Genomic DNA, 18,788 nt, shown 5'->3' on the forward strand with positions numbered 1-18,788 from the left:
CAGGCCGCTCCGCTCCACGGCGTCGGCACGGTGTCGGAACGGGGGGCGGAAGGGTGCCGGAACGGGAGGCGAAGGCGTGCCGGAACGGGAGGCGAAGGCGTGCCGGAACGGGAGGCGAAGGCGTGCCGGAACGTTCCTCCGGGCGGGTGAGCTTGTGGGCCCCCTCCGCCGTGTCGGCGCCCCCTCCCGCGCGGAGGCGCCTTCAGTGGACCGAAGGAATCAGTGTGATCAACTGCAAATGCCACCACACACGCACTATCCGGTCCATTCCGGTACGGGGTGGTCCGGGCCGGCCCCGGAGGTATCAGCCATGTCCCACGTCGGCGTCCCGCGCGGGACGGTACGAAAGCGCCGCTCGCTCGCGCTCCTCACGGCGGGGGTGCTCACGATCCCCGCGCTGGCGGGCTGTAGCTCCGACGGCGAGGAGACCTCCCGGGGGGTCCCGCAGGACATCGCCCCCGCCGCCCGCGACCGGGTCGCCGACGGTTCGACGGTGAACTGGGCGGTCGACGCGATGCCCACCACCCTCAACGCCTTCCAGGCGGACGCCGACAGCGCCACCACCAGGATCACCAGCGCCCTGCTGCCCACGCTCTTCCCGATGGACGCGGCCGGGCAGCCGAAGCTCAACCCGGACTACCTGGAGTCCGCGAAGATCATCGAGCGCGAACCGAAGCAGGTCGTGCTCTACAAGCTCAACCAGCAGGCGGTCTGGAGCGACGGCCGCGAGATCGGGGCGCCCGACTTCGTGGCCCAGTGGCGGGCGCTCAGCGGCAAGGACTCGGCCTTCTGGACGGCCCGCAACTCCGGCTACGAGCGGATCGAGAAGATCGAGCGCGGCGCCGACGATCTCCAGGTCAGGGTCACCTTCGCCAAGCCGTACGCGGACTGGCGCTCCCTCTTCTCGCCGCTCTACCCGAAGGAGGTCACCGGCTCGCCGGACACCTTCAACGACGGGGCGCGCACCGTCCTGAAGAACACCGCCGGCCCCTTCCAGCTGAAGAGCGTGAGCAAGGCCGACGGCACCGTCACCCTCGTCCGCAGCCCCCGCTGGTGGGGCGACAAGGCCAAGCTGGACACCCTCGTCTTCCGGGTCGTCGCCCCCGAGGACCGTACGAAGGCCCTCGCCGACGGCACCGTGCACGTCACCGACATCGACGCCCCCACGGCCAGCCGCATCACCCTCGCCCTCCGCGAGGGCAGCAACGGCCAGCCGCTCACCCACGGCCCCGGTGCCGACCTCACACCCGCCGCCGCCCTGCGCTCCTGGGCGCTGGCGCACGGCTCCGACGAGGAGCAGGCGGAGATCGCCCAGGCGGCCCGGGACGCGAACCGCAAGGCCGTCGTCGCGTACGGGGCGGAGCAGAAGGCCCTGCGTGGCTACGCCGTACGCAAGTCCCTGGAGCCCGCCTACACCCAGCTCGCGCTGAACGGCGAGTCCGGGCCGCTCGCGGACGACCGGGTGCGCCGGGCGGTGGCGCGCGCCCTGGACCGGCAGGAGCTGGCCGAGACCGTCCTGAAGCCGCTGGGTCTCCCGGCGAAGCCGCTCGGCAGCCACCTGGCCCTCGCCGGACAGCCCGGCTACAGGGACGGCAGCGGGGCGCTCGGCGACCAGAACACCAAGGAGGCCCAGGCGCTGCTGGCCGACGCGGGCTGGACCCGGGGCGGTGCGGCCGAGAAGCCCAAGGACACCAAGGCGGGCAGCGAGGCGGAGGACAAGGAGAGCGAGGAGGACAAGGAGAAAAAGGAGAAAGCGGAGGAGGAGAAGGAGGAGGGCACGGAGAAGGCGGAGAAGGCTGAGAAGGCCGACAAGGCGGAGAAGTCCGGGGCGGACGAGGAGAAGGCCGACGAGGAGGACGAGGAGAAGGCCGACCGGGCCGCCTCCGACTCCGAGGAGAGCGCCGCCTCCCGCGCCGAGGGCCTGTACATCGTCGGCCAGGACGACAAGCCGGGCGCCGGACCCGTCCAGGGCCCCGACGCCACCCACGTCCTCGCCCCCTCCCGCGCCGCCGCGGCCCAGAGCATCGCCCTGCTCCGCCAGGCCGGCGCCGCCCGCAAGGACAGCGCCGCCCGCAAGGACAGCGCCGCCCGCAAGGGCAGCGCCGCCACCGAAGCGGCCGCCAAGGTCACCGCCCAGGACAAGCAGCCCGGCGGCGCGGCCGGCGCGTACGCCCCCGTGGGTACCGCCGCCCCCGCCCCCGCCTCGGTCAAGGGACCGCTCGGCAAGGAAGGCAAGGCGCTGACCCTGCGCTTCGTGCTCCCCGCCGGCCCGGGCTCGCAGTCCCTGCGCGGCGTGGGCGAGCGGATCGCGGCCATGCTGGAGAGGATCGGGATCGGCACGGAGATCACCAAGGTCCCCGACGAGAGCTACTTCAAGGACCACATCGCCTCCGGCGACTACGACCTGGCGCTCTACTCCTGGCCCGCCACCGCCTACCCGGCCACCGACGGACGCCCGATCTACGCCAAGCCGGAGCCGGCCTCCGACGGGTCGCTGCTCGTCGAGCAGAACTACACCCGGGTCGGCACCGACCACATCGACCAGCTCTTCGACCGAGCGGTCGCCGAGCTCGACGAGCAGGCCTCCCGGGAGCTGATGAAGCAGGCGGACGCCCGGATCTGGGCGGCGGCCGGATCGATTCCGCTCTTCCAGCGCCCGCAGCTCGTCGCGGTGGACAAGAAGCTCGCCAACGTCGGCGCCTTCGGCTTCGCGGCCCCCCGTTACCAGGACATCGGGTTCACGGACCGGCAAGCGGCAGGTTCCCCCGCAGACCGGAAGAAGTAGCAGGTCCCGGTTGGAAACAGCAGGTCAGCAGCTTGCACAAGCTCAGATGCTGCTCAAAAGCCTTGCCCGCCGCCACCGCGGCGGGCAAGGTGGTACCCGCCCTGACCCGGGCCGTTCGACCCTCCCCACCCCCTCCCCCCACGCGGTCCTCCACCGGCCGCCGCCGCTTCTTGACATGAGCTGAATATCGGCTGAATCACACGGGAAGACCGCCTTCGCGGATCGGCCCGGGAAGCCCGGCCCGCGCAAGGCCCGTACCATGGGACGAGCCGTGGCGTGCCGCCCGGCGGGCGTACGAGGACTCGAAGACCGACTGAGACGCCTGATCCCACGATCCGAGAGAAGCGCAAGCCACCCATGCCCACGCGCCACGACATCCGTAACGTAGCCATCGTCGCCCACGTCGACCACGGCAAGACCACGCTGGTCGACGCCATGCTCAAGCAGGCCGGAGCCTTCGCCGCCCACGCCGCCGAGCACCTCGACGATCGCATGATGGACTCGAACGACCTGGAGCGTGAGAAGGGCATCACGATCCTCGCCAAGAACACGGCGGTGAAGTACCACCCCAAGGACGGCGGGGACCCGATCACGATCAACATCATCGACACCCCCGGCCACGCCGACTTCGGCGGCGAGGTCGAGCGCGGTCTGTCGATGGTGGACGCTGTCGTGCTGCTCGTCGACGCCTCCGAGGGCCCGCTGCCCCAGACCCGCTTCGTGCTGCGCAAGGCGCTGGCCGCGAAGATGCCGGTCATCCTCTGCATCAACAAGACCGACCGCCCCGACTCCCGGATCGCCGAGGTCGTCGACGAGACGTACGACCTGTTCCTGGACCTGGACGCGGACGAGGACCAGATCGAGTTCCCGATCGTCTACGCCTGTGCCCGTGACGGCGTCGCCTCGCTGACCAAGCCCGAGGACGGCACCGTCCCGCAGGACAGCGAGAACCTGGAGCCGTTCTTCTCCACGATCCTCTCGCACGTCCCGGCCCCCGAGTTCGACGAGGACGCCCCGCTCCAGGCCCACGTCACCAACCTGGACGCCGACAACTTCCTCGGCCGTATCGCGCTCTGCCGCGTCGAGCAGGGCGAGCTGCGCAAGGGCCAGACCGTCACCTGGATCAAGCGCGACGGCACCATGTCCAACGTCCGCATCACCGAGCTGATGATGACCGAGGCGCTCACCCGCAAGCCGGCCGAGGTGGCGGGCCCGGGCGACATCTGCGCGGTCGCCGGATTCCCGGACATCATGATCGGCGAGACCCTGGCCGACCCCGAGAACCCGATCGCGCTGCCGCTGATCACGGTCGACGAGCCGGCCATCTCGATGACCATCGGCACCAACACCTCGCCGCTCGTCGGCAAGGGCGGCAAGGGCCATAAGGTCACCGCCCGTCAGGTGAAGGACCGTCTGGACCGCGAGCTGATCGGTAACGTCTCGCTCCGCGTCCTGGACACCGAGCGCCCCGACGCCTGGGAGGTCCAGGGCCGTGGTGAGCTCGCGCTCGCCATCCTGGTCGAGCAGATGCGCCGCGAGGGCTTCGAGCTGACCGTCGGCAAGCCCGAGGTCGTCACCAAGCAGATCGACGGCAAGACGCACGAGCCGATCGAGCGCATGACGATCGACTCCCCCGAGGAGCACCTCGGCGCCATCACGCAGCTCATGGCGACCCGCAAGGGCCGTATGGAGACGATGACGAACCACGGTTCGGGCTGGGTCCGCATGGAGTGGATCGTGCCTTCCCGCGGCCTCATCGGCTTCCGTACGGAGTTCCTGACCCAGACCCGCGGTACGGGCATCGCGCACTCCATCTTCGAGGGCCACGAGCCGTGGTTCGGCGAGCTGCGCACCCGTCACAACGGCTCGCTGGTCGCGGACCGTTCGGGTTCGGTCACGCCGTTCGCCATGGTCAACCTCCAGGAGCGCGGTGTCATCTTCACCGAGGCCGGCACCGAGGTCTACGAGGGCATGATCGTCGGCGAGAACTCCCGCGCCGACGACATGGACGTGAACATCACCAAGGAGAAGAAGCTCACCAACATGCGTGCGGCCTCCGCGGACACCACGGAGAACGTGGTCCCGGCCCGCAAGCTCTCGCTGGAGCAGTCCCTGGAGTTCTGCCGCGAGGACGAGTGCATCGAGGTGACCCCGGAGACCGTGCGTATCCGCAAGGTCGTCCTGGACCAGAAGGAGCGCGGCCGCGCCGCCTCCCGCGCCAAGCGCTGACGCGACCCCCTGAGATGCGCCCGGCGGCCCCTGGGGCTGCCGGGCGGCTCCCTGTACCGCCCGGAGCCGTACGCTCCGTATACGCCGGTTCTCCGGGGCCTGTGAGGGCCCGTCGGACGGACCGTCAGCACAGGCATTGACATGAGGCCCGGCCCGCCGCAGAAACTGTGGGGGGCCGGGCCTTCGTCAATCGCTTTTTCCGACCGTGGTGTCCGGATATCGGGGGTCGCTCTCCGGAACATGTGTTAACAGTCCGTTTCGGGCGTGTCTGTCTGGGATCGCTTTGTCCGTATTTCGGGCACACGGGGGGGTCTGATGTTGTCAAACCGAGACCCTTTAAGTGTGGTTTACAGCTCTGCCGTACTCAATAGTTGGCTCCATTGAGCTCGGGTCAATGGGTCACGCACTGTGGGGAGTGCCGACTCACGAGCACACTCGGGGCACTGAACGATCACCGTCAGGGGTGTCGGTGAATCTCTCCAGTGCCCTTCTTGTAGTCAAAAGTGGACTCATGAGGAGGAAACCCATGCGTGGTGCCAAGAGCGCCAAGTGGGTCGCGGGAGCGGCCGTCATCGCCCTGGCTGCGACTGCCTGTGGTGGCGGCGACAGCAGCGACGAAGGCAAGAAGAACACGTCGGGCCAGCCCGCCGGTTACGTCTCGATCGACGTCGGTGAGCCGCAGAAGCTGCTGATGCCGGCCGACACCAACGAGACCAACGGCTCCTACGTCATCCAGTCGCTGTTCACCCAGCTGCTGGACTTCGACGCCAAGGGCGAGATCGTTCTCACGAACGCCGAGTCCGTCGAGACCCAGGACTCCAAGACGTGGACCGTCAAGCTCAAGAAGGGCTGGAAGTTCCACAACGGCGAGGCCGTCACCGCGCAGTCGTACATCGACGCGTGGAACTGGTACGCCAACGTCGACAACAAGCAGCAGAACGCCTTCTGGTTCTCCGACATCAAGGGCTACGCGGACGTCCACCCCGAGAAGGGTGCCGCGAAGGGCGACAAGATGTCCGGCCTGAAGGCCGTGGACGACACCACCTTCACCATCGAGCTGTCGGAGAAGGTCCCGTACTTCAACTACAAGCTCGGCTACGCGACGTTCGCGCCGCTGCCGAAGGTCTTCTACGACGACCCGAAGGCGTTCGGTCTCAAGCCGATCGGCAACGGCCCGTACACGTTCGAGAAGTGGGACCGCAAGAAGCTCATCCAGGTCAAGGCCTGGGGTGAGTACCAGGGCCCGAACAAGGCTGCCAACAAGGGCATCCAGTTCAAGAACTACACGACCGTCGAGGCCGCGTACACGGACGTCGTCTCGGGCAACCTGGACATCATCCGCCAGGTCGGTCCGCGTGACCTGCCGAAGTACAAGACGGACCTGGGCGACGGCGCCATCGAGCAGCCGTACGCCGCGATCCAGACGCTGGTCCCGGCCTTCTACACCAAGACGTTCAAGGACATCAACCCCAAGGTCCTCCAGGGTCTGTCCAAGGCGATCGACCGCGACACGATCACCAAGACCGTCCTGAACAACACCCGTACGCCCGCGACGAGCTTCACGCCGCCGCAGGTCAAGGGCAACCAGCAGCTCGAATCGGACTTTCTGAAGTACGACCCGGCCAAGGCCAAGGCCCTCATCAAGGAGGGTGGCGGTGTCCCGGAGAACAAGATCTCCATCCAGTACAACGCCGACGGTGGGCACAAGGAGTGGGTGACCGCGGTCTGCGAGTCCATCCGCAACGCCACCGGGGTCGACTGCGTGGGCGACGCCAAGCCGGACTTCCCGACCGACCTTGAGGCTCGTGACAACGACGAGGTCAAGGGCATGTACCGCGGTGGCTGGGTCGCCGACTACCCGGTCAACGTGAACTTCCTCAAGGAGCTCTACCACTCCAAGGCGGAGTCCAACAACGGCCGCTTCTCCGACAAGGAGATCGACGACCTGATGGCGAAGGGTGACAAGGCCGACTCGCTCGAGGCCTCCGTCGCCGCCTACCAGGAGGTCGAGAAGAAGCTCGTCGAGAAGATGCCGGCGATCCCGCTCTGGTACTACCGCATCAACGGCGGCCACGGGAAGAACGTCGAGAACGTCGAGGTCGACTTCCACGGTGACCTCGAACTGACCGGCGTCACCACCAAGTAACACGCCGGCGGGTCATTTCCCCACTTGGCCGTCATCCGGCCGCGCTGCCCTCAGCGCGGCCGGGGGCTCGGGGGTCGTCTCTGCGAAGAGGCGGCCCCCGAGCCGCAGTTATCCCCACACGGAGGCACCCATGGGGCGCTATGTCGCACGACGACTGCTCCAGATGATCCCGGTCTTCATCGGGTCGACCCTGCTGGTCTTCCTGATGATGTACGCACTGCCCGGCGACCCCGTCAGAGCACTTGCCGGTGAACAGCACGTAGATGCTTCACAGATCGCCGCGCTCAAGGCGGCCTACGGGCTCGACCAGCCGATCTGGCAGCAGTATCTGAACTACCTGGGCAATTTGTTCCAGGGGGACTTCGGCACCCAGATCGGCACGCAGCGCCCGGTCGCCGACGTCATCGCCGACGCCTATCCCATCACCGTGAGACTGGCGATCTTCGCCTTCGTCTTCACGGTCGTCGCCGGGATCTCACTCGGCATCATCGCCGGCCTCAAGGCCGAGTCCTTCCGGGACCGCGGTCTGCTCGGCCTGACGCTGGTGCTGATCTCCATGCCGTCCTTCGTGCTGGGCTTCCTCGTTCAGCACTTCTTCGCGTTCCAGCTCGGGATCGCCAAGCCCAACGTGAGCATCGAACCGACCAACGGCGAACTGATCATGCCGGCCGTCGTCCTGGCGTCGCTGTCACTCGCCTACGTGGCCCGGCTCACGCGTACCTCGGTCGCCGAGAACATGCGCGCCGACTACATGCGCACGGCCGTCGCCAAGGGCCTGCCGCGCCGCCGCGTGATCGGTGTCCACCTGATGCGCAACTCGCTCATCCCGGTCGTCACCTTCCTCGGCACCGACATCGGCGCCCTGATGGGCGGCGCGATCGTCACCGAGGGCATCTTCAACATCAAGGGCGTCGGCCAGCTGGTCTTCGAAGCCCTCGGTAAGCGTGAGGGCGCCACGGTGGTCGGCATCGTGACGCTGCTCGTCATCGTCTACCTCGTCTGCAGCCTGCTCGTCGACCTGCTCTACGCGGTCCTGGACCCGAGGATCCGGTATGCCTGACACCACCGCACTCCAGAGCACCGACGCGCCGGCCACCGCCGTCGACGCGCCCGCCGCGACCGAGGCCGGCCCCGCGCCCGGCAAGCCCCGCAGCCTCTGGTCCGACGCCTGGCACGACCTGCGCCGCAACCCGATGTTCGTCGTCTCGATGGCGCTGATCCTGGTGCTCGGCGTCATGGCGATCTTCCCGGGTCTGTTCACCAGCGCCTCGCCGCGCGACGCCGACCTGGCCAAGCACTACCTCCAGCACCCGAACTGGGGCCACTTCTTCGCCCCCGATTGGCTCGGCTACGACGGCCAGGGGCGCTCGATCTACGCGCGTGTCGTCTACGGGGCCCGTGCCTCCATCACCGTCGGCATCGTCGTGACCCTCGCGGTCACCGTCTTCGGCCTGGTGATCGGCATGATCGCCGGTTACTTCGGCGGCTGGATCGACACGATCCTGTCCCGCCTCACCGACGTCTTCTTCGGAGTGCCGTTCATCGTCGGCGCCATGGTCATCCTGACCAGCTTCGAGGAGCGCTCCGTCTGGGTCGTGATCCTGTCGATGGCCTTCCTCGGCTGGACATCGATCGCCCGGGTCGCCCGCGGCTCGGTCATCACGATCAAGCAGGCCGACTACGTGGTCGCCGCCAAGGCGCTGGGCGCCTCCACGACCCGGATCCTGACCCGGCACATCCTGCCGAACGCCATCGCTCCGGTGATCGTCGTCGCCACCATCGCGCTCGGCGGTTACATCGCCGCCGAGGCCACCCTCTCGTTCCTCGGCATCGGCCTCGCCGAGCCGACGGTCTCGTGGGGCATCGATGTGTCCGCTGCGAAGGACCAGCTGCGCAACGCTCCGTACGTCCTGATCATCCCCTCGGTGATGGTCTCGGTCACGGTGCTGTCCTTCCTGATGTTCGGCGATGCGGTCCGCAACGCCCTCGACCCCAAGATGCGCTGAGGGAGGCGTTCGTGACCACCATCGACAAGACGGCTCACGTCCCCGCACCGCGGGAGTCCGTGAGTGGCGAAGGTCCACTGCTCGACGTCCGCGACCTGCACGTGGAGTTCCACACCCGCGACGGCATCGCCAAGGCGGTCAACGGTGTCAACTACACCATCAGCGCCGGCGAGACCCTGGCGGTGCTGGGCGAGTCCGGTTCCGGCAAGTCCGTGACCGCGCAGACCATCATGGGCATCCTGGACATGCCGCCCGGGAAGATCACGCAGGGCGAGATCCTCTTCCGTGGCCAGGACATGCTGAAGATGTCCAACGAGGAGCGCCGGAAGATCCGCGGCCGCAAGATCGCGATGATCTTCCAGGACGCGCTGTCCTCGCTGAACCCGGTCCTCACCGTGGGCTACCAGCTCGGCGAGATGTTCCGGGTGCACCAGGGGCTGTCCAAGAAGGAGGCCCGCGCCAAGGCCATCGAGCTGATGGACCAGGTCAAGATCCCGGCGGCGGCGGCCCGTATCTCGGACTACCCGCACCAGTTCTCCGGCGGTATGCGCCAGCGCATCATGATCGCCATGGCGATGGCCCTGGAGCCGGACCTGATCATCGCGGACGAGCCGACCACCGCGCTCGACGTGACGGTGCAGGCCCAGGTCATGGACCTGCTGGCCGAGCTCCAGCGCGAGTACAACATGGGTCTGATCCTGATCACCCACGACCTCGGCGTGGTCGCCGACGTCGCGGACAAGATCGCCGTGATGTACGCGGGACGGATCGTGGAGACCGCCCCGGTCGGTGAGCTGTACAGCCGGCCCGCCCACCCGTACACCAAGGGCCTGCTGGACTCGATCCCGCGCCTGGACCAGAAGGGCCAGGAGCTCTACGCGATCAAGGGGCTGCCGCCCAACCTGACGCGTATCCCGACGGGCTGCGCGTTCAACCCCCGCTGCCCGAAGGCGCAGGACATCTGCCGTACGGAGGTTCCGCCGCTGTTCCCGGTGACCGAACAGGACGGCCTCGAGCTGGTCGGCCGCGGCAGCGCGTGCCACTTCTGGAAGGAGACGATCCATGGCTGAGCTCGAGAAGGAGCCCCTGGACGCCACCCCGAACGTTTCCGACGTGGAGACCGTGGACGCCGCGACCGAGGAGGAGGCCGTGGCCGCCATCGAGGCGCCGGCGAGCCGGGGCGAGCCGATCCTCCAGGTGCGCAACCTGGTCAAGCACTTCCCGCTGACCCAGGGCATCCTGTTCAAGAAGCAGGTCGGTGCGGTCAAGGCCGTGGACGGGATCTCCTTCGATCTCTACCAGGGCGAGACCCTCGGCATCGTGGGCGAGTCCGGCTGCGGCAAGTCCACCGTCGCCAAGCTGCTCATGACGCTGGAGAAGGCCACCGCGGGCGAGGTCTTCTACAAGGGCCAGGACATCACCAAGCTGTCCGGCCGGGCGCTGAAGGCCGTACGCCGGAACATCCAGATGGTGTTCCAGGACCCGTACACCTCGCTGAACCCGCGGATGACGGTCGGCGACATCATCGGGGAGACCTACGAGATCCACCCCGAGGTGGCCCCCAAGGGTGACCGGCGCCGCAAGGTCCAGGAGCTCCTGGACGTCGTCGGGCTCAACCCGGAGTACATCAACCGCTACCCGCACCAGTTCTCCGGCGGTCAGCGCCAGCGCATCGGCATCGCCCGCGGCCTCGCGCTCAACCCGGAGATCATCATCTGCGACGAGCCGGTCTCCGCGCTCGACGTGTCGGTGCAGGCGCAGGTCATCAACCTGATGGAGAAGCTCCAGGACGAGTTCAACCTGTCCTACGTCTTCATCGCGCACGACCTCTCCATCGTGCGGCACATCTCGGACCGGGTCGGCGTCATGTACCTCGGCAAGATGGCCGAGATCGGCACGGACACGCAGATCTACGACCACCCGACGCACCCCTACACCCAGGCGCTGCTGTCGGCGGTCCCGGTCCCGGACCCGGCGGCGCGTGAGGGCCGGGAGCGGATCATCCTCACCGGTGACGTTCCGTCACCGGCGAACCCGCCCTCGGGCTGCCGCTTCCGCACCCGGTGCTGGAAGGCGGAGGAGCGCTGCGCGACGGAGGAGCCGCTGCTGGCGATCCCCGAGCGCTTCGTGGCGAGCGCGACCCCGGCCGCGCACGAGTCGGCGTGCCACTTCGCCGAGGAGAAGGACGTCGTGCACGCGGCGTAACCGCTTCCGGTAGAGCTACGTCGGATGCCCGGTCCCCACCGAGGGGGCCGGGCATCGTCGTGCCCGGCAGCCCCGTGCTCGTACGGGGTAAGCCCACATGCGATGCCGGGTGGTATGGGGTGATATGAGGCATTGAGCTACTCAATGACTCTAGGAGGCACTTCATGCGCGGAGCCACACGGGTCAGGTGGGCCGCATGTGCGGTGGCCGTCGCCCTGGCAGCGACGGCCTGCGGCGGCGGGGGCGGCGACGGCGGCGGCAGCGGTGCCGACGGGATCGTCAGCTCCTCCTGGGGTGACCCGCAGAACCCGCTGGAGCCCGCCAACACCAACGAGGTGCAGGGCGGCAAGGTCCTCGACATGGTCTTCCGTGGGCTCATCCGGTACGACCCCAGGACCGGTGAGGCCCAGAACATGCTCGCCGAGTCCATCGAGTCGACCGACGCCCAGAACTTCACGGTCAAGCTCAAGAGCGGCTGGACCTTCTCCAACGGCGAGAAGGTCACCGCCAAGTCCTTCGTGGACGCCTGGAACTACGGCGCGGCGCTGAAGAACAACCAGAAGAACGCCTACTTCTTCCAGTACATCGAGGGCTACGACGAGGTCCACCCCGAGTCCGGTTCGGCCTCCGCCGACACCCTCTCCGGCCTCAAGGTCGTCGACGAACTGACCTTCACCGCCAAGCTCAGCCAGAAGTTCTCGCTCTGGCCCGACACCCTCGGCTACTCGGCCTTCGTGCCGCTGCCCAAGGCCTTCTACGACGACCACGACGCCTGGCTCTCCAAGCCCGTCGGCAACGGCCCGTACACCATCGAGTCGTACGCCAAGGGCTCCTCGATGAACCTGCGCAAGTGGGACGCCTACCCCGGCGACGACAAGCCGAAGAACGGCGGGGTCGACCTCAAGGTCTTCACCGCCAACAACACCGCCTACACCGACCTGACCTCGGGCAACCTCGACCTCGTCGACGACGTGCCCGCCTCCCAGCTCAGGAACGTCGAGCAGGACCTCGGCAACCGGTACATCAACACCCCCGCCGGCATCATCCAGACCCTCTCCTTCCCGTTCTACGACAAGGAGTGGGACACCGACGACGCCCGCAAGGTCCGCCAGGGCCTCTCGATGGCGATCAACCGGCCGCAGATCACCGACCAGATCTTCCGGAGGACCCGCACCCCCGCCTCCGACTGGACCTCCCCGGTCCTCGGTGCGGAGGGCGGCTTCAAGAAGGGGCTCTGCGGCAAGGAGTGCACGTACGACAAGGCCGCGGCCAAGAAGCTGATCGACGAGGGCGGCGGCATCCCCGGCGGCCAGCTGAAGATCTCGTACAACGCGGACACCGGCTCCCACAAGGAGTGGGTCGACGCCGTGTGCAACAGCATCAACAACGTCATGGGCGACAACCAGGCCTGCGTCGGCGGTGCGGTCGGCACCTTCGCCGACTTCCGCAGCCAGGTCTCCACCCAGAAGATGACGGGCCCCTGGCGCGCCGGCTGGCAGATGGACTACCCGCTGATCCAGAACTTCCTACAGCCGCTCTACTACACCAACGCCCCGTCCAACGACGGCAAGTGGACCGACGAGAAGTTCGACGACCTGGTCGACCGGGCGAACGCCGAGACCGACAAGGCGAAGGCCATCACCACCTTCCAGGAAGCGGAGAAGGTCCTCGTCGAGCAGATGCCGTCCATCCCGCTCTGGTACCAGAACGGCAGCGCCGGCTACTCGGAGCGGGTCGACAACGTCGAGCTGAACCCGTTCAGCGTCCCGGTCTACACGGAGATCACGGTCAAGTGACCCCCTGGGACCCCTGGGACCCCTGGGACCGTGGGGGCCGCTGGGGCCGCGGAGGCCGCTGAGGCCGAGGGGGCGGAGGGGCCGGGGCGCCGACGCGCGCCCCGGCCACCGGCCCATCCCTCCCCGCCGCATCCCTCCCCGCGCAGAGCCCCGGCAAGCCGCGCAGAGCCCCGGCAAGCCGCGCAGAGCCCCGGCAAGGCACCCCGTCCGCCCGTTCGCCCCGACCCCCCCGGAGGCCCCCATGGGACGTTATGTGATCCGGCGGCTGCTGCAGATGATCCCCGTCTTCTTCGGCACCACGCTGCTGATCTTCCTCATGGTGAACGTGATGGGCGACCCCATCGCGGGCCTCTGCGGCGACCGCCAGTGCGATCCGGCCACCGCCGCCCAGCTGCGCTCCGAGTTCGGCCTCGACAAGCCGGTATGGCAGCAATACCTGACCTACATGGGGAACCTCTTCACCGGCGACTTCGGCACCGCGTTCAACGGGCAGAAGGTCACCGAGCTGATGGCCACCGCCTTCCCCATCACGATCCGGCTCACCGTCGTCGCCATCGTCTTCGAGATCGTCATCGGCATCAGCCTCGGCGTCGTCACCGGCCTGCGGCGCGGCCGTCCCGTCGACACCACGGTCCTGGTCCTGACCCTCATCGTCATCGCCGTCCCGACCTTCGTCACCGGCCTGCTGCTCCAGCTCCTGCTCGGCGTCGAGTGGGGCATCATCAAGCCCTCGGTCTCCCCGGACCCCACCATCGACGAACTGCTCGTCCCCGGCCTCGTCCTCGCCTCGGTCTCGCTCGCCTACGTCACCCGGCTCACCCGGACCTCGATCGCCGAGAACGCCCGCGCCGACTACGTACGCACCGCCGTCGCCAAGGGCCTGCCCCGGCGCCGGGTCGTCGTCCGGCACCTGCTGCGCAACTCCCTGATCCCCGTCGTCACCTTCATCGGTACGGACGTGGGCGCCCTGATGGGCGGAGCCATCGTCACCGAGCGGATCTTCAACATCCACGGGGTCGGCTACCAGCTCTACCAGGGCATCCTGCGCCAGAACTCCCAGACCGTCGTCGGGTTCGTCACCATCCTGGTCCTCGTCTTCCTGGCGGCCAACCTGATCGTCGACCTCCTGTACGCCGTACTCGACCCGAGGATCCGCTATGCCTGAGCCGCAGTCACCGGACGAAGCGATCTCCCAGGCGGGCGCCGGCGGCGCGACGGACCTCGCCATGGCGGAGGGCACCAGTCTGGAGAAGACCCCCGGCGGCCCCGAAGGCACCGGACCGGCCGGCAGACCGCGCAGCCTCTGGTCGGACGCCTGGCGCGACCTGCGGCGCAACCCGGTCTTCATCATCTCCGCACTGGTCATCCTCTTCCTGGTGGTCATCGCGATCTGGCCCTCGCTCATCGCTGGCGGCGACCCCCTCCAGGCCGACCTGGACGACGCCCAGAAGGGCTCCGAGCCCGGCCACCCCTTCGGCTTCGACCCGCAGGGCCGGGACGTCTACACCCGCGTCGTGTACGGCACCCGGACCTCGGTGACCGTCGGTGTCTGCGCCACCCTCGGCGTCGCGCTCCTCGGCAGCGTGCTCGGCGGTCTGGCGGGCTTCTTCGGGGGCTGGTGGGACTCGATCCTCTCCCGCGTCACCGACGTCTTCTTCGGCATCCCCGTCATCCTCGGCGGCCTGGTCTTCCTCTCCGTCGTCACCAGCTCCACCGTCTGGCCCGTCGTCGGCTTCATCGTCCTGCTCGGCTGGCCGCAGATCGCCCGCATCGCCCGCGGCTCGGTGATCACCGCCAAGCAGAACGACTACGTCCAGGCGGCCTGCGCGCTCGGCGCCTCCAACTCCCGCATGCTGCTCCGCCACATCACCCCGAACGCCATCGCCCCCGTCATCGTCGTGGCGACCATCGCACTCGGCACGTACATCTCACTGGAGGCGACCCTCTCCTTCCTCGGGGTCGGCCTGAAGGACCCGGCCGTCTCCTGGGGCATCGACATCTCCGCGGCCTCCGACTACATCCGCAACGCCCCGCACATGCTGCTCTGGCCCGCCGGAGCGCTGGCGATCACCGTGCTCGCCTTCATCATGCTCGGCGACGCGGTGCGCGACGCCCTCGACCCCAAGCTGCGCTGAGGAGCCGGTTGCCATGTTGCTCGAAGTGCGCGATCTGCACGTGGAGTTCCACACCCGCGAAGGCGTCGCCAAGGCCGTCAACGGGGTCGACTACTCGGTGGCCGAGGGCGAGACGCTCGCCGTCCTCGGGGAGTCCGGCTCCGGCAAGTCCGTCACCGCGCAGGCGGTCATGGGCATCCTCGACATGCCGCCCGGGAGGATCGCCGGGGGCGAGATCCTCTTCAAGGGCCAGGACCTGCTGAAGCTCAGGACGGAGGAACGCCGGAAGATCCGCGGCCAGGAGATGGCCATGATCTTCCAGGACGCCCTCTCCTCGCTCAACCCGGTCCTCACCGTCGGCCAGCAGCTCGGCGAGATGTTCGTCGTCCACCGGGGCATGTCCCGCAAGGACGCCCGGACCAGGTCGGTCGAGCTGATGGACCGGGTCCGCATCCCCGCCGCGAAGGAACGGGTGGGCAACTACCCGCACCAGTTCTCCGGCGGGATGCGCCAGCGCATCATGATCGCCATGGCGATGGCCCTGGAACCGTCCCTGATCATCGCCGACGAGCCCACCACCGCCCTCGACGTCACCGTCCAGGCCCAGGTCATGGACCTGCTCGCCGAGCTCCAGCGCGAGCTGAACATGGGCCTCATCCTGATCACCCACGACCTCGGCGTCGTCGCGGACGTGGCCGACAGGATCGCGGTGATGTACGCGGGCCGGATCGTGGAGACCGCCCCCGTCCACGAGATCTACCAGGCACCCGCCCACCCGTACACCAGGGGCCTCCTCCGGTCGATCCCGCGCCTGGACCAGAAGGGCCAGGAGCTCTACGCGATCAAGGGCCTGCCGCCCAACCTGCTGCACATCCCGCCCGGCTGTGCGTTCAACCCCCGCTGCCCGATGGCGCGGGACGTGTGCCGCAGCGATGTGCCGCCGCTCTACGAGGTGGACGAGCGGCGCCGGAGCGCCTGCCACTTCTGGAAGGAGACGCTCGATGCACGCTGACCGCGAGGGGACCGGGGGGACGGCCGGGGACGCGGCGGGCTCCACCCTGCTGTCCGAGGCGGGGGCGGGCGGCAGGCCGTACCCGGACGGCGAACCGATCCTGCAGGTCCGCGGCCTCGCCAAGCACTACCCGCTGACCCAGGGCATCCTCTTCAAGAAGCAGATCGGCGCGGTCCGGGCCGTCGACGGCGTCGACTTCGACCTCCACGCGGGCGAGACCCTCGGCATCGTGGGGGAGTCCGGCTGCGGCAAGTCGACCGTCGCCCGGACGCTGGTCCACCTGGAGCGCCCCACCGCCGGGACGATCCGCTACCGGGGTGAGGACATCTCCCAGCTGTCCGGCCGGGCGCTGAAGGCCGTACGCCGCAACATCCAGATGGTGTTCCAGGACCCGTACACCTCCCTGAACCCACGCATGACGGTCGGCGACATCATCGGGGAGCCGTACGAGATCCACCCCGAGGTCGCCCCCAAGGGCAGCCGACGCCGGCGCGTCCAGGACCTGCTGGACGTGGTCGGGCTCAACCCGGAGTACATCAACCGCTACCCGCACCAGTTCTCCGGCGGTCAGCGCCAGCGCATCGGCATCGCCCGCGGCCTCGCCCTCAACCCGGAGATCATCGTCGCCGACGAACCGGTCTCCGCGCTCGACGTCTCCGTACAGGCCCAGGTCGTCAACCTGCTGGACCGGCTCCAGGCCGAGTTCAGCCTCAGCTTCGTCTTCATCGCGCACGACCTCTCCATCGTCCGGCACATCTCCGACCGGGTCGGCGTGATGTACCTCGGCCGGATCGTGGAGATCGGCTCCGACGCGGAGATCTACGACCACCCCACCCACCCGTACACGCAGGCGCTGCTCTCCGCCGTCCCCGTGCCGGACCCGCAGGCCCGCGCCCACCGGGAGCGGATCATCCTCCACGGTGACGTGCCCTCGCCCGCCGCCATCCCCTCGGGCTGCCGCTTCCGCACCCGCTGCTGGAAGGCGCGGGAGCGGTGCGAGCTGGAGGTGCCGCTGCTGGCGGTCCCCGCGGAGTTCCGGCTCGTGGACAGCCCGGCGCGGCACGACTCGGCGTGCCACTTCGCGGAGGAGAAGCGCGTGGTGCCGCCGGAGGGCGAGCTCGGCACCCCGGGGCGTCCGCCGGGCCCGGACGTGGAGGCGCCGGGCACGACGACGCGGGGCCGGCCCGTCAAGGACGTGGCCGAGCCGGGGGAGCCGGACGACGGGGCACCGTGATCCGGCGCCGCGTTCGTTAACACGTCGGCAACTGAGCCGTCGTCACACCGATATACGAACGCTCCATGCTGAACAGCGTACGGCCGTGCGGGTGCCGTGGACCGGCCGGAGCGTCGTCTTGTCGCTCCGGCCGGTTACCCAACTCCCGTGTCTCCGGGCCCTCTTGTTGATCGCGGCCGGGCAGTGGAGTATCGCTGGGGTGAGACTCACACGGGGAGCACGCATCACCGGCGCCGTCCTGTGCGCGGTGCCGGCGCTGATCGCCTTCGGCTGGATCGTCCGCGACCTGCGGGAAGCCGGCGGGCCGGTCGAGCTGTGGCAGCACTGGGCGGTCTACGCCGACTTCCGGACGCCCATGCGGCCCGCCACCTCGCACACCACCGCCCTCCTGCTCGTCGGGTACGTCCTCGCCGCCGTCGCCGCGCTCCGCTCCGCCCTCGCCGCCCCGGTCCTGGTCGCCACCGGCCTCGTCACCTTCGCGCTCCGGCTGCCCGCCACCTGGACCATCGGCTCGTGGACGGACGGCGTGTACGCCGACGAGCTCCGCACCCGGGCGCTGATCGGCACCTTCGTCGCCCTGGCGGCCGGGCTCGCGCTGATCGTCACGGCGGCCGCGGGCCGGCACCCCGTGGAGGACGGCCGCGAGCCGCGCCCCGGCCGGCCGGCACTCGGCGCCGCGGTCATCACCTTCCTGCTGCTGGGCGCCACGGCGGTGGTCTTCGCCGCCTGGGAGATCCGGCAGCCGTTCGTCCTCCCGGACGAGCTCTACCCCGCCTGGTTCACCGGCGGCGCGCCCCTGAGCATCCCGCTGACCGAGGCGCCGCCCGGCTGGGCCACCGCCGTGCTCGTCGCCCTCTGCCTCTGGGCCGCCTTCGCCGCCCTCGCACGCGCCGTCCACGCCCGGCCGCTGGGCCTGCTCGCGGGCGCCTTCGTGCTCGCCTCCGGGGTGCTGGGCATCGCCCGGATCGTGCACTACGAGCTGTACGAGCGGTTCACCGACCTGGACGTGGAGAACCAGCTGCACCTGGTGACCTGGCTGTTCTCCTTCTTCGCCGGCCTGGCCGTGCTCGCCGCCCTAGCCCTGGCGGGTGCGGAGCGGACCCCGGAGGGCGGGGGCCCGGGCGGCTGGGCCGTACCCGGGCCGGGTTCCGCCCCGCCGGGGCAGGGCAGCCCCCATCCGCGCGCCACGGCCCCAGGCCCCCCGCAGGGCGGCAGCTTCGCCCCTCCGCCGCCGCCCGCGTCCCCGCCCCCGGGCTGGTGA

The 18,788-nt window shown here is 69.1% G+C and carries 13 protein-coding genes; all 13 read left to right on the forward strand.

The window, feature by feature from the left end:
- Window positions 1-310: 310 nt before the first annotated feature.
- The 13 genes from ACIQAK_RS07100 (at window position 311) to ACIQAK_RS07160 (ending at window position 18,788) form a co-directional block, all read left to right on the forward strand.
- Complete coding sequence (locus ACIQAK_RS07100; protein ID WP_366387273.1) at window positions 311-2,785, forward strand: ABC transporter family substrate-binding protein; 2,475 nt, start codon at window positions 311-313, stop codon at window positions 2,783-2,785.
- Window positions 2,786-3,142: 357 nt separating this feature from the next.
- Complete coding sequence (typA, locus tag ACIQAK_RS07105) at window positions 3,143-5,014, forward strand: translational GTPase TypA (RefSeq protein WP_366387274.1); 1,872 nt, start codon at window positions 3,143-3,145, stop codon at window positions 5,012-5,014.
- Window positions 5,015-5,540: 526 nt separating this feature from the next.
- Window positions 5,541-7,160 (forward strand): ABC transporter substrate-binding protein, encoded by a 1,620-nt coding sequence (locus ACIQAK_RS07110; RefSeq protein WP_366387275.1) that lies wholly within the window; start codon window positions 5,541-5,543, stop codon window positions 7,158-7,160.
- 130 nt (window positions 7,161-7,290) lie between these two features.
- The gene (locus ACIQAK_RS07115) at window positions 7,291-8,220 is read left to right on the forward strand and encodes an ABC transporter permease (RefSeq protein WP_366387276.1); all 930 of its coding nucleotides are present in this window, start codon (window positions 7,291-7,293) and stop codon (window positions 8,218-8,220) included.
- Window positions 8,213-9,166, forward strand: a complete 954-nt coding sequence (locus ACIQAK_RS07120) for an ABC transporter permease (RefSeq protein ID WP_366387277.1) — start codon at window positions 8,213-8,215, stop codon at window positions 9,164-9,166. The genes ACIQAK_RS07115 and ACIQAK_RS07120 overlap by 8 nt, the downstream gene beginning before the upstream one ends.
- Window positions 9,167-9,177: 11 nt before the next feature.
- The gene (locus tag ACIQAK_RS07125; protein WP_366387278.1) at window positions 9,178-10,236 is read left to right on the forward strand and encodes an ABC transporter ATP-binding protein; all 1,059 of its coding nucleotides are present in this window, start codon (window positions 9,178-9,180) and stop codon (window positions 10,234-10,236) included.
- A complete protein-coding gene (locus ACIQAK_RS07130; protein ID WP_366387279.1) occupies window positions 10,229-11,371 on the forward strand; it encodes a dipeptide ABC transporter ATP-binding protein in 1,143 nt (380 codons plus the stop codon). Before ACIQAK_RS07125 ends, ACIQAK_RS07130 begins: the two co-directional genes overlap by 8 nt.
- 164 nt (window positions 11,372-11,535) lie before the next feature.
- Window positions 11,536-13,167, forward strand: coding sequence for an ABC transporter substrate-binding protein (locus ACIQAK_RS07135; protein ID WP_366387280.1), 1,632 nt, complete (start codon window positions 11,536-11,538; stop codon window positions 13,165-13,167).
- A gap of 241 nt (window positions 13,168-13,408) precedes the next feature.
- A complete protein-coding gene (locus ACIQAK_RS07140) occupies window positions 13,409-14,332 on the forward strand; it encodes an ABC transporter permease (RefSeq protein WP_366387281.1) in 924 nt (307 codons plus the stop codon).
- Window positions 14,325-15,302, forward strand: a complete 978-nt coding sequence (locus ACIQAK_RS07145) for an ABC transporter permease (RefSeq protein ID WP_366387282.1) — start codon at window positions 14,325-14,327, stop codon at window positions 15,300-15,302. The genes ACIQAK_RS07140 and ACIQAK_RS07145 overlap by 8 nt, the downstream gene beginning before the upstream one ends.
- A gap of 13 nt (window positions 15,303-15,315) precedes the next feature.
- Entirely contained in the window at window positions 15,316-16,293 is a 978-nt protein-coding gene (locus ACIQAK_RS07150; RefSeq protein ID WP_366387283.1) for an ABC transporter ATP-binding protein, read from the forward strand.
- Window positions 16,283-17,527 (forward strand): dipeptide ABC transporter ATP-binding protein, encoded by a 1,245-nt coding sequence (locus ACIQAK_RS07155; RefSeq protein ID WP_366387284.1) that lies wholly within the window; start codon window positions 16,283-16,285, stop codon window positions 17,525-17,527. The genes ACIQAK_RS07150 and ACIQAK_RS07155 overlap by 11 nt, the downstream gene beginning before the upstream one ends.
- A 199-nt stretch (window positions 17,528-17,726) precedes the next feature.
- On the forward strand, window positions 17,727-18,788 hold the full coding sequence (locus ACIQAK_RS07160) for a hypothetical protein (RefSeq protein ID WP_366387285.1): 1,062 nt from the start codon (window positions 17,727-17,729) through the stop codon (window positions 18,786-18,788).

Origin of the sequence: Streptomyces sp. NPDC088706, from assembly GCF_044752765.1 — a bacterium.
Lineage (GTDB): Bacteria > Actinomycetota > Actinomycetes > Streptomycetales > Streptomycetaceae > Streptomyces.

Bases quoted from the DNA above. Each gene is read 5' to 3' on its own strand.
- ACIQAK_RS07150 (WP_366387283.1), top strand. From the start codon at position 15,316: ATGTTGCTCGAAGTGCGCGATCTGCACGTGGAGTTCCACACCCGCGAA.
- ACIQAK_RS07155 (WP_366387284.1), top strand. From the start codon at position 16,283: ATGCACGCTGACCGCGAGGGGACCGGGGGGACGGCCGGGGACGCGGCG.
- ACIQAK_RS07135 (WP_366387280.1), top strand. From the start codon at position 11,536: ATGCGCGGAGCCACACGGGTCAGGTGGGCCGCATGTGCGGTGGCCGTC.
- typA (WP_366387274.1), top strand. From the start codon at position 3,143: ATGCCCACGCGCCACGACATCCGTAACGTAGCCATCGTCGCCCACGTC.
- ACIQAK_RS07115 (WP_366387276.1), top strand. From the start codon at position 7,291: ATGGGGCGCTATGTCGCACGACGACTGCTCCAGATGATCCCGGTCTTC.
- ACIQAK_RS07130 (WP_366387279.1), top strand. From the start codon at position 10,229: ATGGCTGAGCTCGAGAAGGAGCCCCTGGACGCCACCCCGAACGTTTCC.
- ACIQAK_RS07100 (WP_366387273.1), top strand. From the start codon at position 311: ATGTCCCACGTCGGCGTCCCGCGCGGGACGGTACGAAAGCGCCGCTCG.
- ACIQAK_RS07110 (WP_366387275.1), top strand. From the start codon at position 5,541: ATGCGTGGTGCCAAGAGCGCCAAGTGGGTCGCGGGAGCGGCCGTCATC.
- ACIQAK_RS07140 (WP_366387281.1), top strand. From the start codon at position 13,409: ATGGGACGTTATGTGATCCGGCGGCTGCTGCAGATGATCCCCGTCTTC.
- ACIQAK_RS07120 (WP_366387277.1), top strand. From the start codon at position 8,213: ATGCCTGACACCACCGCACTCCAGAGCACCGACGCGCCGGCCACCGCC.
- ACIQAK_RS07145 (WP_366387282.1), top strand. From the start codon at position 14,325: ATGCCTGAGCCGCAGTCACCGGACGAAGCGATCTCCCAGGCGGGCGCC.